General features: G+C 40.5%; 8 protein-coding genes. All 8 read left to right on the forward strand.

Features of this window, described 5'->3' with window-relative positions; translation table 11 throughout:
* Nucleotides 1–14: 14 nt before the first annotated feature.
* The 8 genes from HDC92_RS06990 to HDC92_RS07025 all read left to right on the forward strand — a co-directional run bounded on the left by HDC92_RS06990 (nucleotide 15) and on the right by HDC92_RS07025 (nucleotide 17056).
* Nucleotides 15–977, forward strand: a complete 963-nt coding sequence (locus tag HDC92_RS06990; RefSeq protein WP_183873296.1) for a hypothetical protein — start codon at nucleotides 15–17, stop codon at nucleotides 975–977.
* Between the two features lie 250 nt (nucleotides 978–1227).
* On the forward strand, nucleotides 1228–4389 hold the full coding sequence (locus tag HDC92_RS06995) for a SusC/RagA family TonB-linked outer membrane protein (protein ID WP_183873298.1): 3162 nt from the start codon (nucleotides 1228–1230) through the stop codon (nucleotides 4387–4389).
* A 10-nt stretch (nucleotides 4390–4399) separates the two neighbouring features.
* Nucleotides 4400–6211: a RagB/SusD family nutrient uptake outer membrane protein gene (locus tag HDC92_RS07000; protein ID WP_183873300.1), complete on the forward strand. Its 1812-nt coding sequence runs from the start codon at nucleotides 4400–4402 to the stop codon at nucleotides 6209–6211.
* Between the two features lie 14 nt (nucleotides 6212–6225).
* On the forward strand, nucleotides 6226–7770 hold the full coding sequence (locus HDC92_RS07005; RefSeq protein ID WP_183873302.1) for a DUF5123 domain-containing protein: 1545 nt from the start codon (nucleotides 6226–6228) through the stop codon (nucleotides 7768–7770).
* Between the two features lie 404 nt (nucleotides 7771–8174).
* Nucleotides 8175–8798 carry a hypothetical protein gene (locus HDC92_RS07010; RefSeq protein ID WP_183873304.1) on the forward strand — a complete coding sequence of 208 codons (624 nt, stop codon included), beginning with the start codon at nucleotides 8175–8177 and terminating at the stop codon, nucleotides 8796–8798.
* 316 nt (nucleotides 8799–9114) lie between these two features.
* The gene (locus HDC92_RS07015) at nucleotides 9115–9402 is read left to right on the forward strand and encodes a hypothetical protein (RefSeq protein WP_183873306.1); all 288 of its coding nucleotides are present in this window, start codon (nucleotides 9115–9117) and stop codon (nucleotides 9400–9402) included.
* Between the two features lie 200 nt (nucleotides 9403–9602).
* The gene (locus HDC92_RS07020) at nucleotides 9603–12566 is read left to right on the forward strand and encodes a hypothetical protein (RefSeq protein ID WP_183873308.1); all 2964 of its coding nucleotides are present in this window, start codon (nucleotides 9603–9605) and stop codon (nucleotides 12564–12566) included.
* A complete protein-coding gene (locus tag HDC92_RS07025) occupies nucleotides 12563–17056 on the forward strand; it encodes a DUF6443 domain-containing protein (RefSeq protein WP_183873310.1) in 4494 nt (1497 codons plus the stop codon). The genes HDC92_RS07020 and HDC92_RS07025 overlap by 4 nt, the downstream gene beginning before the upstream one ends.
* Nucleotide 17057: the final 1 nt, after the last annotated feature.

Below are 17057 nucleotides of genomic sequence, written 5' to 3' on the forward strand. Positions count from 1 at the left end.
TAAAATTTAAAGAAATGAAAATTAAAAATATATCAAAGTTCTTCCTTCTGGCATCAGGTATCTTTATCCTCACGTCTTGTAAGAAGGAAGCCAACAGCATTTTCGATATGTTCGAAGATGTTACGGTTACATTTAATAACAGCGATCCTAAGGCTGTAGTTGATTATAAACAGGTGAACGATAATACTGAAGTTTGGGTTGATTTTACCATCAATTCGGCAAAGGAAGATATGTATACTGTTACGGTAGAGCGGACAACGGGTACTGGTTTCGATCGCTCCACAGTATACACACTTAGCAATGACCAACGCAGAAGCTTTTCAAATGTTTACAAATACACGATGCAACGTGATGGTAAAACAAGTTTCCGCGTTTTCGCAAGGAACCAAAAAGGTGTCTACATAGGCGATGGTTATAAAAAAGTTGTTGTTGAAGGAAATCCGAGCTATAAAGTTTATGCGAATAGAATTATTTATTTACCTGATACAGTTGCAAAGGTACAGCCATCATTCTTTTCGTTAAATGACGGAACGTCTTTTAGTTACAACAATGGCAGTACTAATGCTGCAAAAATTGACTTTGGTATTTATAGAAGAATGTACACTAATTCATCGGGTGGGATAGAATATGCGATCAATCTGTACTCTCCCAGTACTCCGGTGATTCCCTTAACGGTTTATGATTTGAGTAGCTGGAATCCAAAAAGGACTACGAAATTCAGTGCTCCGGTGACAAGTCAGGCTACACCATTTGTAAACTCTGCGGTTTCCGGATCAACTATCGAGGCGCTGGCTAAAGCAAGAACCATTAACCTGAATGCAACTGTAGGCGCCACTGCGGCTGCAGGATTGGCTGCAGGAAGTGCTGTGTTTTTCCTGACACCCGAAGGTAAATATGGTATGATGGTCATCAATTCAGTTACTTCAGATTATGAGAAGAGACCATTAATAAATGTAAGTGTAAAAATCCAAAACTAATTATTGTGTGGTTAACAAGGCTGCTACCGAAAGGGGCAGCCTTTAGCCAATAAACCCTATAAATTTAAAAACCTAAACAAATCCCAATTTGAATAAAACTTTACTATAGTCCGGATCTTGTTAACAGCTCTTCCTATTTATAATTAAAAACCACCTAACCAGCGGTTTTATCAGCATTCCATATTTATAAGGGAGCTGTTTGATTGAACCAGACCAACCAATTAACCAAGTATAAACCAACAAACTAAGCATGAACATTAAACTTTTACGAACGTTAAAAGGGATTTTCTTTTTTTCCCTTTTTTGCTGCGCATCGTCTTATGCACAGGTAAAAAAAATTACAGGTAAAGTAACCGATAGCGGTGACGGAGGTCCCTTACCAGGCGTAAATGTGAGCATTAAAGGAAAACCAAGTAATGTGAGCACCAACGGAGATGGAATTTATACCATTCAGGCCGATCCCGAAACTGATGCCCTCGTATTCTCCTATATTGGCTTTATCAGGCAAACTGTTAACCTGGCCGGAAAAACAACTTTAAATGTTGCACTAGCTGCTGATAACAAGGCATTGACCGAAGTAGAGATCATTTCAGTTGGTTACGGGACGCAGAAGAAACGTCTTGCTACCAATGCTACCGAAAACATCAATATGAAGGCGATAGAAGATTTACCTGTAGGTAGTTTAGCTGCGGCTTTAAGAGGGCAACTGGCTGCCGTAAGTGTTAGTGGAGGTCAATCCAGACCCGGACAAAATGCGACTATAACTGTTCGTCAGCCCCGGATCTATTCTAAAGATGGGGGAACAACAGATCCTATTTATATTGTAGATGATGTTTTCAAAACCGCTACAGAATTTAATTTACTGGATCAGAGTGAAATAGAAAGCATTACAGTGTTAAAAGACGGAGCAGCAGCAATATACGGTGTTAATGGTAACCAGGGAGCCGTGTTGGTTAAAACCAGAAGAGGACAGATCGGCGCACCCAAAATTAGTTATAGCGGCTCAGTTGGGATAACAGATGCGGTTATGCTCCCAAAAATGATGAACGGATATGAACAGGCCAGGTATTTGAATTCCTATAACTATACCAATAACCCTACAGGTTATTTAACCAGTGCTGCAAGGTATACACCTGATGAGCTGGATTATTTTAAGAACCACAATTATGACTGGTTAGATATGGCCTGGAAAGCCTCTACACTGAACAGGCACACTTTAAATATTAGCGGTGGGGCAGAGCGGGCCACCTATTTTGCCAGTGTTACCTATAATGCACAGGATGCAAATTTAGATAACATAAATTCAGATAGGATGACTTACAGGGCCAGTTCAGATATTAAACTGGCAACTGGCCTGAGTGTAGGGATACAGTTAAGTGGCGATGTGTATAACAATAAATCCTATTGGTTAAAGCAAGGCGGGGAGAGCATAGAAAAAGATGTGCTGGCACTGATGCAGACACCACAGTTTAATCCACCCTATATTAACGGATTGCCTGTAAACCTTACCAACGCAACCAATGCAACTACTGAGAATTTCCATTTTTTTGCTGTACAGAAAAATGGCGATTATACCAAAACCAGGACCTCGGGATTAAACGTTAACCTTAACCTCAACTACGATGTTCCTTTTATTACCGGGCTGTCTGCCAAGGCAACCTATAACCAACGCAGTAACAATAGTTTTGGTAAACAATACGGTACCGCTTATGATGTTTACAGGTTTACCATGCTGGGCGAGAACAAGCATATTTACGGGGGCGATATTTTAAGTAAAACCGCTTTGAAAAATGGCTATATGCTGCGTTTTAATCCTACTTATGATAAAAATTATCAGCTTAACGGATCTTTAAACTATAACCGGAGTTTCGGAAAGCACAATATCTCTGCGCTGGCTATGTTTGAGCAAAGGGAATCTTATGGGGATGGTGTGGCTACGTATATTGAAGACCCGATCATGGGTGGAGAAGATAACATGAATTATTTTTATGGAACTTCAGTAATGCAGAGTGAATCTGAAACCGAAGCCGGATATCTGTCTTACATCAGCAGGTTAAATTACAATTATGCCGAAAAATACCTGTTTGAAGCAACCCTGAGGGCCGATGCATCTACTGGTTTTGCTCCTGAAAACCGTTGGGGTTACTTCCCTTCATTTTCTGCAGGCTGGATAGTTAGCCAGGAAAATTTCTTTAAGGACCATGTGAAGTTCATGAGCTTTCTTAAAATAAGGGCGGCATTAGGATTTGCCGGAAGCGACAGGACAAGGGCTTTCCAATGGTACGACCGCTATAGAAAACAAACCCAAAGAAGTGCTGTTTTTGGTGGTGATGCAGACCGGACTCTGGTGTTCAATCAGAATGGGATTTCCAATAGAAATGTACTCTGGGACGATGCCACCAAAATGGGCATCGGTGTTGAAGCCAGGTTTTTAAGAGACCGTTTATCGGTAACTATTGACGGCTATAAAGATAAGTTCCGCAATATGCTTACCCAGCTGTCATCATCAGTTTCGTTATTGGTTGGTGAGGCCCTGCCTTCAGAAAATTACTCAAAAATAAACACATTTGGTACAGAAATTTCCTTGGGATGGAACGATAAAATCGGTAAGGATTGGTCTTACAGGGTAAATTCATTCTTCAGCTGGTACGACGATAAAAGTATATTAAGGGATGTTACCGCTGGTAATAAAGGCACCATGATGGACCCCACCGGACGTTCCACAGACCAGGGTGTTTATGGTTATAAATATGGTGGTATGTTCAGGTCGCAGGCCGAAGTAGATGATTTTTTAGTTAAAAACCCTGGTTATACCCTTTTTGGTGCAGTGCCTAAACCCGGTATGATCTGGTACCAGGATATATCCGGACCAAGAACAGGGGGCGACTTAACAAGCACTGATGGTGTGATTACAGAAGCTGATCAAACTTTTATCACTAAAAAGGCCGATAACCATTATGGCGTAGGATTCAACTTTAACGTAAGTTACAAGTCGTTAAGCCTGGGTGTAACATCAGGGATGTCATGGGGCGGACAAGCCGTAGTTGAAGGTGATGCCCGTGCCAGGGCAACAGCTACGCTTAACAAACCTGCTTTCTGGGCCGATCACTGGACCGAAGAAACGCCCAATGCAAAATACCCAAATCCATTTTACACAGCAACCTATACCGGTGTTTCTGAGTTTTGGTTTAGAAGTTCAACCACCATCAGGGTCTCAAACTTAAACCTGTCCTATACTTTACCTAAAAACCTTACCAACAGCATAGGTATTAACAATGTAAGGGCATTTGTGGTGGCTACAAACCCATTTGATATCTATAACCCTTTCAAAGATTACAAATACACATCTGGGGCATTCAATGTATATCCGGTGTTAAAAACCTGGTCTTTTGGCTTAAATGTTGGATTTTAAAAATAAAAACATGAAATTAAAAACTATCATATTTTATACTGCTGCTGTTTTACTGGGATTGAGCAGCTGTCAGAAAGTTCTGGATAAAAAAGATTTATCGTCTCTTGACGGAGACCTGATCTTCAGTGATTCAACGCTTGCATTTTTTAACCTGAGTTTTGTGTACGACCAGAACCTGCCTGCCTGGTTTGGAAATACCGGTGGTGCAATCAGCGCAAACGGAACATTCTCTGAGGAAGCCCAGGGCACACATTTATTTTTTCAGGGACAAGTGATCTCCACTACTGTCGGAGATTTCGGAACCGGTTTGAGCAATACCAATAACTGGGGGAAGATCCGGAAGATCAACGAGTTCATCAGGGATGTTAAAAAAGGAGGGATGCCTGACGGTACCAAGAACAGAATGATTGCTGAAGCTTTATTTTTCCGGGCGTTCAGGTATTTTGATCTGGTACGCTTATATGGCGGAGTGCCTATTGTATTGGAGCCTATGGATCCGATCGGCGAAGCAAATAAACAAGGGAACATGTTGCCAAGGGACCCAACATCTGCATGTATCAAGCAAATTGTGGAAGATCTGGATTTCGGCATTCAGAACCTGCCGGGCAAATGGCCAAATTCAGCAGATTGGGGAAGAATAACAAAAGGAGCTGCGGCTGCATTTAAAGGTCGTGTACTGTTAACCTATGCCAGTCCGCAATTTAACCCGGATGACACTCAGTTAAGGTGGCAGGCAGCCTATGATGCGAATCTAAAAGCTAAGGAGCTGTTAGACCAGGCTGGCTTTGGCTTAAACTCATCTTATGCCAACCTGTGGTTTCAGGAAGTGAATAACCCTGAAGCAGTTTTAATAACTGGCTACAATACCAAGACCGGAGATGTTTCAAAAAAGAACAATACGTACGACCTGCAAACCAGGCCCATTTATTTAAGTAATGGGGGTGGGGGCTCCAATGCGCCAACATGGGATTTTGTAAAAGATTACCCGATGAAAGATGGTAAAAAACCCGGTGTTTCTACTACCTATCCGTATGATGAGCAGCATTTTTATAAAAACAGGGACCCGAGGTTCGACAATACCATTGCTTACAATGGATGTACCTGGCCTATATTGGGTAATACCAGCTATAGATTATGGACCTACTATACTTCTACAAATAGTGGCGGCACATGGACTACATCAGAGACCAATGCCAGCAATACAGGCTTTTACCTGAGAAAAGCAGTTAGCCCCACAGCAACTACAGATGTTTTACCAAACTCAGGAACAGACTGGATAGAACTGAGGTATGCTGAGGTATTATTGAACCTGGCAGAAAGTGCTTGTGGAATTAACAGAACAGCACAGGGGCAGGAAGGTTACCAGGGCTTAATCGCTTTGCGTAAAAGAGCGGGACTGGATGCGGGTACCGACGGGTTATATGGTGTTGATGCTGGCTTAGGCCGTTCGGCCCTATTTGAAGCCATTTTATATGAACGTAAAATAGAACTGGCTTTTGAGGGTAAACGTTTCTGGGATTTGCGGAGGTGGAAAAAGTTTGAATCTGTTTTAAATGGCAAAAGGAGGACAGGGCTAAGGGTGAGGTTAAAAACAGGAACGGGTATGCCAACCCCGGCAGATTTCCTGAACAACAGGAACAACCTGAACCTGGATGATGTTTACACCAATAATTTTGACTTTGAAGTTCAGGTAAAAGATGGGGCAGACATTAACTGGAGACCAGAATATTATTTCTTCGCCATTCCGGACGGAGCGCTGAACAACAATACACAGCTAAAGCAAAATAATACCTGGGGAGGAACATTTAATCCGCTAAACTAATCATGAAAAACGATATGAAACTCACATATAAAATATTTATGGCGTTCATCCTGCTGTCGGGATTTGTCGCTTGTAAAAAAGCAAAGGGGCCGGATATGAACTATTATATAGCTTCCCCACAGAATTTAAAATTAAATGCGGTAAAAACAACACTACATGCTACCTGGGAATATTCAGGTAACGAAAATAGCGGTTTCCTGGCGCAGGTAGCCGCAGATGCTAATTTTACCACTATTTTAAAGACAGATACTTTAGGTTCAACAGTAACTGCTGTTGATTTTACCAATCTGGGCTATTTTTCGGAAGCCTATGTAAGGGTAAAAGCATTATCCAGTAATATTGTATTGCATTCTGGCTTTATTAACGCTTCCATAAAACCAGAGAGCATTTTAAAAACCGTACTGAAATCAGAATTAACGGCAACGTCGGCCGTATTGCGCTGGAATGCGCCGAGTTCAGGAACGGTAACCTCCGTTTTAATCATAGATAACCTTAAAAAAACAGAACGTACCATACAGTTGTCGGCCCAAAATGTCAGCAGCCAGTCTGTGTCAATAGACGGACTGGAATCAGCAGGCAATTATACTGCTGTAATTTTTGCCGGAGAAGACAGAAAAGGGGTACTTACATTTAGTGCTGTAGATCTGAGAATGAGCATCACCATTGAAGGAAGTTCTGTAATTTATGAAACTTTGCACGCTGCTGTTGCAGCAGCAGCTTCGGGAAGCACAATCAACGTTGGCGGCGCCAAATATGATTTCAATTCTCTTGGAACTATAGAGATCACAAAGGCACTTACCATAAGAGCTGTTCAGGGTGGAGCTATTCCGGAAATTTCTGCACAGGCTTTTAATCTTGTAGGTAATGTAGCCTCGTTCAAGTTGTCGGGCATAAAAGTAAGCGGCAGTTCGCTTTACATCATTGTTGCTACAGGACTTACCTCTGCATGTAATGTTACCATAGAAAACTGCGACATGACCAAAGCTACTGCAGGTTTAATTTACGTAGCGGCAACTGGTACAGCTGCTAATGTTAATTTTACAGTTGATAATTCTATTTTCCATGAATTTGGGGCTACTGGAGGAGATTTTATTGATTTCAGGGCCGGAGTGTTGAGCGGTACAAAAATAACCAACTCCACTTTTTATAAGTTAGCCAGAGACTTTTTCAGGATTGAATCTATCGTTTCACTCCCTGGATCTAATGGTCCGGTATTGATTGAGAATTGCACGTTTGACAATATATGTGGTGTGGATGGTACCCAGGGAAGGTTCCTTTATCCCCGTATAGCTAAAGTTACAGGTGTTACTGCAATGAAGATCAATAAGTGTATTCTGACCAATAAATTCAGGACCCAGACGAATGGTGTGACCCCAACCGTTGAATTTACCAATAACAATGTTTTTGGAAACTACTCAACTGAATGGGCAAGCGGTACAGTAAGCAGCGGGGTAACTACATTAGACCCTCAGTACACAGATGCTGCTAAATTTAATTTTACCGTTGGCAATGCCACAATCAAAGCCGCAGGATTAGGCGATCCGCGCTGGTTAAAATAAAAAGCTTTATTTCCAGCGGATATACCATGCTGGAAGTATACCTTAACGGTATAAAGTAATTTTGAAAGATAATTATTGTGTGTGTTTAAGGCTGTTACCGAAAGGTGCAGCCTTTTTGAGGATGTTTTCTTTTGAATGAGTCCGACATGAGTCCGGGGTGAGTCCGAGGTGAGTCCGACTTTTTACTGGAAAAAGGCGGACTCATCGCATAGTCATTACGCACTAAATACGCATGCATATCAAAAGTAAATAACACCTGATTACTGCTTCAATAAAATATTAAATACAAATAGGTAAATTTGATAGAAACCACTTCAAATATGTTAACAATTATGTGTCCTATTACTCAGTTTTCTTTAAAATGGTATTTCCTGACATTGTCAATATGTCTCACCACCTTTCAATTGAACGCTCAGGAAACAAAAAAAAATGTTCGGCCTCCATTTGATTTTAAAACGGATACTGTAAGGTCCAGGTTTATCTCCTTTCAGGAAGCTTCAACATCGGAAGTGAATGCGGCTTATAACCGCAGTGTTGATTCCACCTTTCATTTGGATAAGAACTATATTTTTGAGCTGCGGTTATGGAAAAGACACCTTTCCTATAACTTTGACGATGTTTTTATACTAAGGCTAAAGAACAATAAATGGACTGCCAGATACTTTGATCTCAAAGATAGTTTTGGTGACAAGACTAAATTCACTGAAAGAAAGGTAGACCAAACCAAGGCAGACCAGCTTTGGGTAAAGCTGGTCGAAAACAAAGTGTTAACAATACCTGATGAGAAAGTATTACAGGACAGGTTGCTATTGTACAAAATAGATAGCGCCAATATAGATTTAGTAATTCAAAGAATAAGCATGACAGATGGTGTACTGTATGGTTTTGAGCTAAGTACACCAGATAAAAAAAGGCATTTTAGTTATAGCAATCCCGAAAGCTTATTAAAGTATTACGGAAATGTGGAAGAACTGTATCGTGTTGTGATCATAAATATGTTGATTCAAAAATTCCTTGAGCTGCAGTAATTTTTATCCGTATTTGGGATGTTAAGGGCTGTGTATAACTGTGCACAGAGAGTAAAAGCGGAGTGTTTTTTACCTGATTTGCTGTATTAATTATCTCAAAAAATGATTTGCCGGGGCAATTTTTAGCCCCGGTTTTTTTATGTAAAATCGGTTTTTGATCGGATTGTTGCATTATTTTATGGTTTTAAATGTGTTTAAAGGCCGATTTTTAGTCCGGGAAAAATATTTTCAAATAAATAGTAAAGGGCAAACTGGTTGCCCTTTGGTTTTTTAATATTGGCAGGTTATTCATTAAAGATGATTTAAACAGGTTAATATGAAAGTAGATTTAACGCTTTTAAAAAGAATTAATAAAAATATTTCAAAGGGCAGAACCGGTAGCCCTGAATGCTTTGCAAAGGCTCTGGGGATATCCAGACGTAATCTGTACCTGTATATTGAATTTTTAAAAACAAAATTTGATGCACCAATTGCCTATTCAAGATCTAATGAAACTTTTTATTTTACGGAAGAGTGGAAATTTTATATTGGTAATTTGATGCCTATAAAAACCGGGCTATTAAAGGAGCTTTTAGAGGTTGTTGAAAATTTAGAACCTTTATGAGGCATTTTGCGCGGCACACTGTCGTGTTTTTGTCCTGGACAAAATTGGACTTTTATTTAAATCGGTCTGTTTTAAAGTGTGAGTTGCTCCTTAGCTTCATTTTTTAACTCAAAAATTATTTTTAGTTATTTTCTTCCGTGCAAGCCGGCTGCACGGTGATTTTGTAGTATTGAATTATTAAAAGTATCTATTAAAATAATATGAAAATAAACCTATTTGGTATCTGCATGGCTTTCTTTTTTTGCTGTCTCCCTTTTTGTTTGGTTGCACAAAATTTGCCAAATGTGATACCGCCATCACCGCAGACGCAGGAATTAAATAAGTACATTGATTTTCCCGTAGATTTAAGTACAGGTGTTCCGGAGATATCTATCCCATTGTATACGATTAAAACAAAGGGGGTAGAAATTCCGATCACGCTGAACTACCATGCTTCGGGTATAAAGAGCGGGCAGGATGATGGTGATGTTGGCGTGGGATGGAGTTTGAGTAATAATTACCGGATTTCAAGAACGATATATGGACATGTCGATAGGGAGGATATTGAAATGGGTTCATTGTCGTCCTATCAAACAAACCTCAACTCCTTAACGCATTTAGCTCTGGATAATTATTTAGGTAGATTTTTTTCAGAATATCCAGGATCAGTAAATTCAGATCCACATATGCCCCCTCGTTCCGGAGGTCTCTTGGATGGCGAGTACGATCAATTTCATTATATCGTGCCTGGTCAGGGAGGAAAGTTCATAGTCAGTAATAGAACAACTAAGACTGTGAGTGAATTTTCGCCCACAACGAATAAGTTCAACTATATCGAAGGAACCGCAGCTAACAATGTAACGTCAGGAATTATCGGCTTTAGTATGAAAGATGCAAGCCAAAATATCTATAGTTTCGGTGAACAATCGAATAACTTGGGAGCTAAAGTATTAGAAACACATAATGGTACCTTAAACGGAAGAGATGTTACGGCGTGGGCACTGACAGATATTGATACCAAATATGGAGAAAAGATTAAGTTCGCATACACCAAAAAAGATATTTCGACCAAGTATGCACTTCAAGCAACATTAACTGTCATTGAGCCCACTATGTCAGGTGGAGATGCTTGGGAATATCAATATAGTGATGAATCTGACAGTAGAAATTATTCCATTTTTTCTATTTCCGCTATAAGTACACAAAACGAGAGGATTAATTTTGTCAAAAATGGGAATAACCCAAAAATAACGCAGATCAATGTTACAGATTCATTGACTGGCATTCTAATCAAAAGAATTGAATTTTTTTATTCCGAGATTTCTATATATCCATCGGGATATACCTTTCTGGATTCTATTAAGATTTTCGACAAGGGCCTGTTGAACTATGAAAAATATAGTTTTGATTATTATAACAAGGATCTGCCATCATCAACTATTTTGGTCCCAGATCAATGGGGCTATAACAAATTTGAAAGCGACAGAGGTAAATTGTTGCACCAAGAATTTGGTAGTGATAATGGAAATGCCCCCAATTCACCTTGGGCTTCTTATTACGGGACATTGTATCAAAATTCTGGATATGGTGGACATTTTTCAAATCGTAAATCAAATAATAATCCAAGTATTTTTAGCTTAAAAACTATTTCTTATCCCACTGGAGGGAAAACGCTTTTTGAGTATGAACCTAATAAAATTTCTTACGAATATTCGGGGGGCATCCGGATAAAGGCCATAAAAAAAATTGCGAGTTTGGGACAATACAATGCTAATGGTTTTGAACTGAGTAGATATTATAGTTATGGGCTTAATGATTCGGGAAACGGTTATGCTGATTATTATTTGGACCAAAATGATTTTAGGCATGAACAAATCTCTTTTGGTTCAGATCCAACATTTCAAGTAGAAATTTCTCCTGGCGTTTTTGCTGATGGAGGAGCGCATAATCTTCCTAGAAAAAAGACAGTTTATTCATCAAATCCGGTAGGTGAGCCCAATCAAATTACCTACTATCAATATATTAGTGAAACGAATAACTTTCAGGGCGGAAAAACTGTTTATTTTTTCAGTGCAATTCCCCCGATCGCTGTTGATGCCTATCCCGTTACACTTATATCCAATGAGTCGAATCTGGGATATTATAGCTCAGATCCAAAATATATATCTAATTATACTGAATGGCATAAGCCAAAACTATTAAAAAAAGAATATTTCAGTTCGGCCAATATCCTTCTTAAAAAGGAAGCTTACACTTACATGGCAAATCCTTATTTAGACTTCTATGGATTAAAAGTACATCCTTTCGCTAAATTTAAATATGATTATGGTAACTACCCTGAAAATTATAGTTTTTTGTCGTCATTTTATAGTCATGGAATTTATTCTATAAGTACTGGAAGGGACCTATTAACAAATAAAAGTGAGGTTACCTATTCTGGGAATGATTCGCTCAAAGTGTCAACAACTTATCAATACAATAACCTAGACCAGGTTATTAAAGAAACAACAGTTGACAGCAAGAGTCGGGTTATAGAAAAGAGCAGTATATATCCGGCAGATACCCCGTATGAATCCAATGCCAGTCGGATGCTTCAGACCAATGATGTGAATAAGGTTTTGGAAGAAACGGTCAAGGTGAATAGTGATATTGTGAGCCAGATCACAAACCAGTATTACGAACTGCCAGGGGAAATCTTTGTTCCTGACAAGATCCTGCGCTATAATACCGATACGAAACTTCAGGAGGATGGTATCGTTTTCCACAAATACGATGCAAAGGGCAATGCGCTGAGCCTTTCCAAAGCCAATGATGTTGTGATCAACTATATATGGAGTTACGCTTCGAGGTTTCCTATTGCCGAAATAAAGGGGACAGATTATCAGATAATAGAGAATACATTGGGGCTTAGTACCATCCAGGAATTTAGTTCCCGGGTTAATCCTACGAAGTCAGAAATAGACAGTTTTCTGGCGCCAATTAGGACAGCAATTAATACAGGCACGTTAAAAGATGTAGAAATCAGTTCCTTCAGCTATGATCCGGTAGTAGGTATAAAAAGCCAGACTGATTCCCGCGGCAAGTCGACGTATTATGAATACGACTCCTTCGGCAGATTGAACGTGATCAAAGGGGATAACGGAGCCATAGAGAAGAAAATGGACTATAACTATCGGAACCAATGATGTTTAAAATAAGAAAAGTAAGTATGGCAAAAAGAAGTCTTAACCTCGTACCATCTGGATCTCTTGGAAAAGCTATTCGCAGTTTTATCTACCTGTTTTTTTGTGTTCCGATCCTTTCTTTTGGACAGACTGGAACCTCGTTTTCAAATCCCATAGAGCTGGGTTCGGTAACTTCTTATTTAGCTCAAAATTTCCTGATGGCTTATTCTACAGGTGATTACAGTAATATTTACGGTAATTCTTCTCCGGATATTGTTCACCGCTTCAGGGTTACCGGAAACTCTGTTGTTGATGTTTCGGTATATACCTCAGCCTTAAGCAGGGTGTACATTTTAGATGAACAGTTTAACCAAATATCAGTTGATGATTTCAGCCCTTCTTCCTCGTACAAGAGTTTAAATTTATCGACCGGAACCTATTTTCTGGTTTTTGAAGCGGGTGTGTCAGATCCCAGTGAGTCGGCCGTTATAGAGACGAATTTTTACGTCAATGATGATAGTGGGATTGTAGCGCCAAATGCTGGAACCAACTTGGCGAATCCGATCATTATCCCTACTAACCCGGACGGTTCTATAGCCTTTACTGATCTAAGAAACTTTGAACCTATATTTGGTTATGGCAATGACCACTATGTTGGATCGTATGACGATATTTATTACCGCTTTGAACTTCCCCAGAGAACAAACATAAAAGCACTTAGAAAGGAAGTTTATTTTTATGGAGATTATTCCCTTCATGTGCTGAATTCGGCAGGAGGAGATATATTTTCGACAACAACCTACGACGGGAACATTGACGTTGATCTTGATCCAGGCGTGTATTATCTAGTGGTTGATGGTGAAAGTCTTAGTATGGGAGGAAATTATCATATCAGCCTGCAAACCTCTAAAAAGCCATCCGAAGGCATCGCACTATCAGATGCCATCCTGATTGGCAATTATAGCCTTGGCGGATCATACAGTTACCATGACAACCGGAGCAACGCAACTTCCGAAGGCTATGGCAATGGAATGGGGCAGCCCAGCGATGACATCTACTATAAGCTTATTGTTGGCAATACATCCACTGTGGCAGCGTCCCTCTGCGGTTCAGACTTTGATACTTACCTTTATGTTTTAGATGCAAGCGGGACAGTGCTCCAGAGCAATAACGACAATGGTCCATCCTGCACAGGGACACGGTCCTCACTACTGGCAAGTAATCTCGCCGCTGGCACCTATTACATCGTCGCCGAAGGTAACGGTACGGCCTCAGGGAATGTCAATCTCACCGTATCTACAGAGGTGCAGGGCAGTCCAGATCCTGTTGCCAGCCTCTCGCCGATCAGTGTAACGGGTTCGGAGAACTATATCCTGACCAGAACGGTAATGGCTGATAATGTTACCACCGATCTGCAGCTATCCGGTCTTTCCAGAAATTCCATCCGGGCAGAGGTCATGTATTTTGATGGCTTGGGACGCCCCATACAGCAGATCGCTATCGGAGCTTCGCCCACTGGGAAAGATATAGTTACACCGCTAGGTTATGACGCCTTTGGCCGGGAAAATAAAAAATACCTTTCCTATGAAGCTCCTACAGGTGGCCCCTCTCCATCGGGAAGCATGCGTACTGATGCCCTTGCTACGGTATATACGAACAGTGCGCAGTACCAGTTTTATCAGCAGGATCAAACCTCTATACCCAAAATGCCAAACCCTTATACCCAGCAAGTGTTCGAGCCCTCGCCACTGGACAGGGTAACTGAAAAGGCAGCCCCGGGCAAAGTATGGGAAGTAGGCAGTGGGCACACGGTAGGAAATGCCTATGCTGTTAACAGTGCCAATGAGGTTAGGTTATGGAACGTTACGCTCAGTGGAGCCGCTAATACTGGCGCGTCTACCGGAGGGCAATATTATCCGGTCGGTGAACTGTACAAGAGCATCGTGCACGATGAAAACGGCAACGCCTCTATCGAGTATAAAGATAAAGAAGGTAAATTGATCAGTAAAAAAGTGCAGGACGGTGGCAGCAAGGCCAGCCCGATCTACATGAGCACAGATTATATCTACGACCGCTTTGGCAACCTGGCCTATGTTGTACCGCCAGCACTGGAGAATTTAACTTCCTTTACAGAGATAGACACTGAGTTTTTAAATTATATCTATGCCTACCATTATGATGGAAGAAAGAGGTTGATCGAAAAGAAAATCCCAGGAGAAGGCTGGAGCTACATGATATATAATGCTGCAGACCGGCTAATCTTATCCCAGGATGCTTCGCATCGTGATAGAACTGGAGGAGCCATTTGGTCGTTTATTAAATATGACCGCTTAGGCCGGCCGGTTATGACAGGGGAAATGCGCTCTTCACAATCGAGAAGTGCGCTGCAAAATATAGTGGCTTTGAACATGAAGCCAACAGGAAGTTTGCTGTTATATGAGAGCAGAAGCAACAGCGAGTATTTTGGGTATACAGCAGTAAGTTATCCCGATCAATCCGATCCTGATGTGCAGGTTTTTACGGTTAGCTATTATGACCGTTATGATTTTCTTAATGTTCCGGCAATTTCGGGGAAACTACAGATCAACAGGTTCCGTGTACCAAGTGGTACAGCGACGGAAAGCACCGCTGCTATTGGTCTGGAGACTGTCTCTCTTAGCAGAATCTTGGGTACAAATGATTTTCTTCTTTCCGAGACGATCTATGACAGTAAAGGGCGGGTAAACAATATAATTGCAGAGCACCATTTGAATGGTGTTGATGAGATCAGCAATAGCTATAATTTTGTCGGAGAGTTATTGACGACAAACAGAAAACACTATAAAGACAATGCACTAGCTTTAACTATAGACAAGCAGAGCACTTATGATGATGTAGGCAGAGTAATTCAATCGAGTGAGCAGATCAATCAACAGAATCCCGTAGTAACAAAATATAGCTATAATGCCCTTGGACAGCTGGAAGTTAAGAAAGCGGGTGGCAAATCAATTGTTCATAGTTATAATCCAAGAGGTTGGCTTTCAAAGACTTCATCTTCCTTGTTTAACTTCTCTTTGTACTATGATTTACCTTTTGACCGTTCCAATGCGCAGTTCAGCGGAAATGTCAGTGAACTGATCTGGACATCGGGCATTGATTTTACGCCCCATCGATATGCCTATGGCTATGACCGTGCTAGCCGGTTATTAAGTGGCATCAGCGATGAGAGTTATGGTGAAACTTTGACATACGACAAAATGGGAAACATCAATAGCCTTGTCAGAACAGGTATAACTTCAATAGCTGGAGCATCTGGTGCATTTGTTTACGGCTATGGCAATTCCGGCAATCAATTGCAGAGCTTTACCAATGGAGGTAGTTATAGCAGGAGTTTCCAATATAACAGTAAAGGAAGCGTGGTAGCTGACGGACAGATAAAAATAGCGTATAATGAATTAAATTTACCAAAGCAGATAAAAGATTATAGTGATAACATAAAAGTTGATTATCTTTATGATGCGCAGGGCAGGAAACTGACGAAACAGAGTCCTGCTGAAACAAGGTATTACGTCGATGGAATAGAGTATATGCAAGTTGGTACTGGAACAACGGTTGATTTTTTACATACGGAAAATGGTATCGCCAGAAACAATGGGGGCACATACCTCTATGAGTATTTCTTAAAAGACCACCTGGGCAATACCAGGGTAGTGTACAATGACGCTGGCACTGTTTTGCAGCAGACGGACTATTATCCTTTTGGTATGGAAATCAACCGTAAGGTTACTTCTCCAAAAATTAATTACACCTATAACGGTAAAGAGTTGCAGGAAGAGCTTGGACAGTATGATTATGGAGCACGTTTTTATGATCCGGTGACTGGGAGGTGGGGCGTAGTGGATCCGATGGCGGAGAAGTTTTATTCAGTGAATCAGTATAATTATACAGATAACAACCCTGTTAACAATATCGATCCGAATGGGATGGAAACTTGGTATGGTGATGAGGCAAAGGCAGTATTATCTGAACTACAAAGAGAACTTGGTGGCCCTAAAGACCCAGAAAAAAGGAAGAAAGATAAACAAGATAATAAGGATCCGCAAGAGCCGAAAAGCACTGACAAAGAGCGTCAAGAAGCTTATGATTCTTGGATGAATAGTTTAATTAAGTTGAATAAGGTTATGCTTAACTTAATGGAATTTAAGTTATTCTCAGAGGGTTTTACACAAACATTTCCAGCAAAAGTAAAGACTCCTATTCCAAAATTTGTAAATAAAGAGTCTGTTGTTCAATTTGGTAATCCTGAAATATCTAATCAAGTTTCTCATGCGACTAGGCATCTAGAGGCTGCTGGACTTAATGTTGAAAAAATAAAAGAAGCTATAATAACGAATTTGAAGCCGGCTGCATCGTATAAAGTTAATGTAAGAATTACAGGGACTGTTAATGTGAATGGCGTAAAAATTGACTATAGCGGCGTTAAATTACCTAATGGAACAATAAATATCGGTTCAATTAAGCCGCCAAGATGAT

Source organism: Pedobacter sp. AK017, assembly GCF_014200825.1.
GTDB classification, from domain to species: Bacteria; Bacteroidota; Bacteroidia; order Sphingobacteriales; family Sphingobacteriaceae; genus Pedobacter; species Pedobacter heparinus.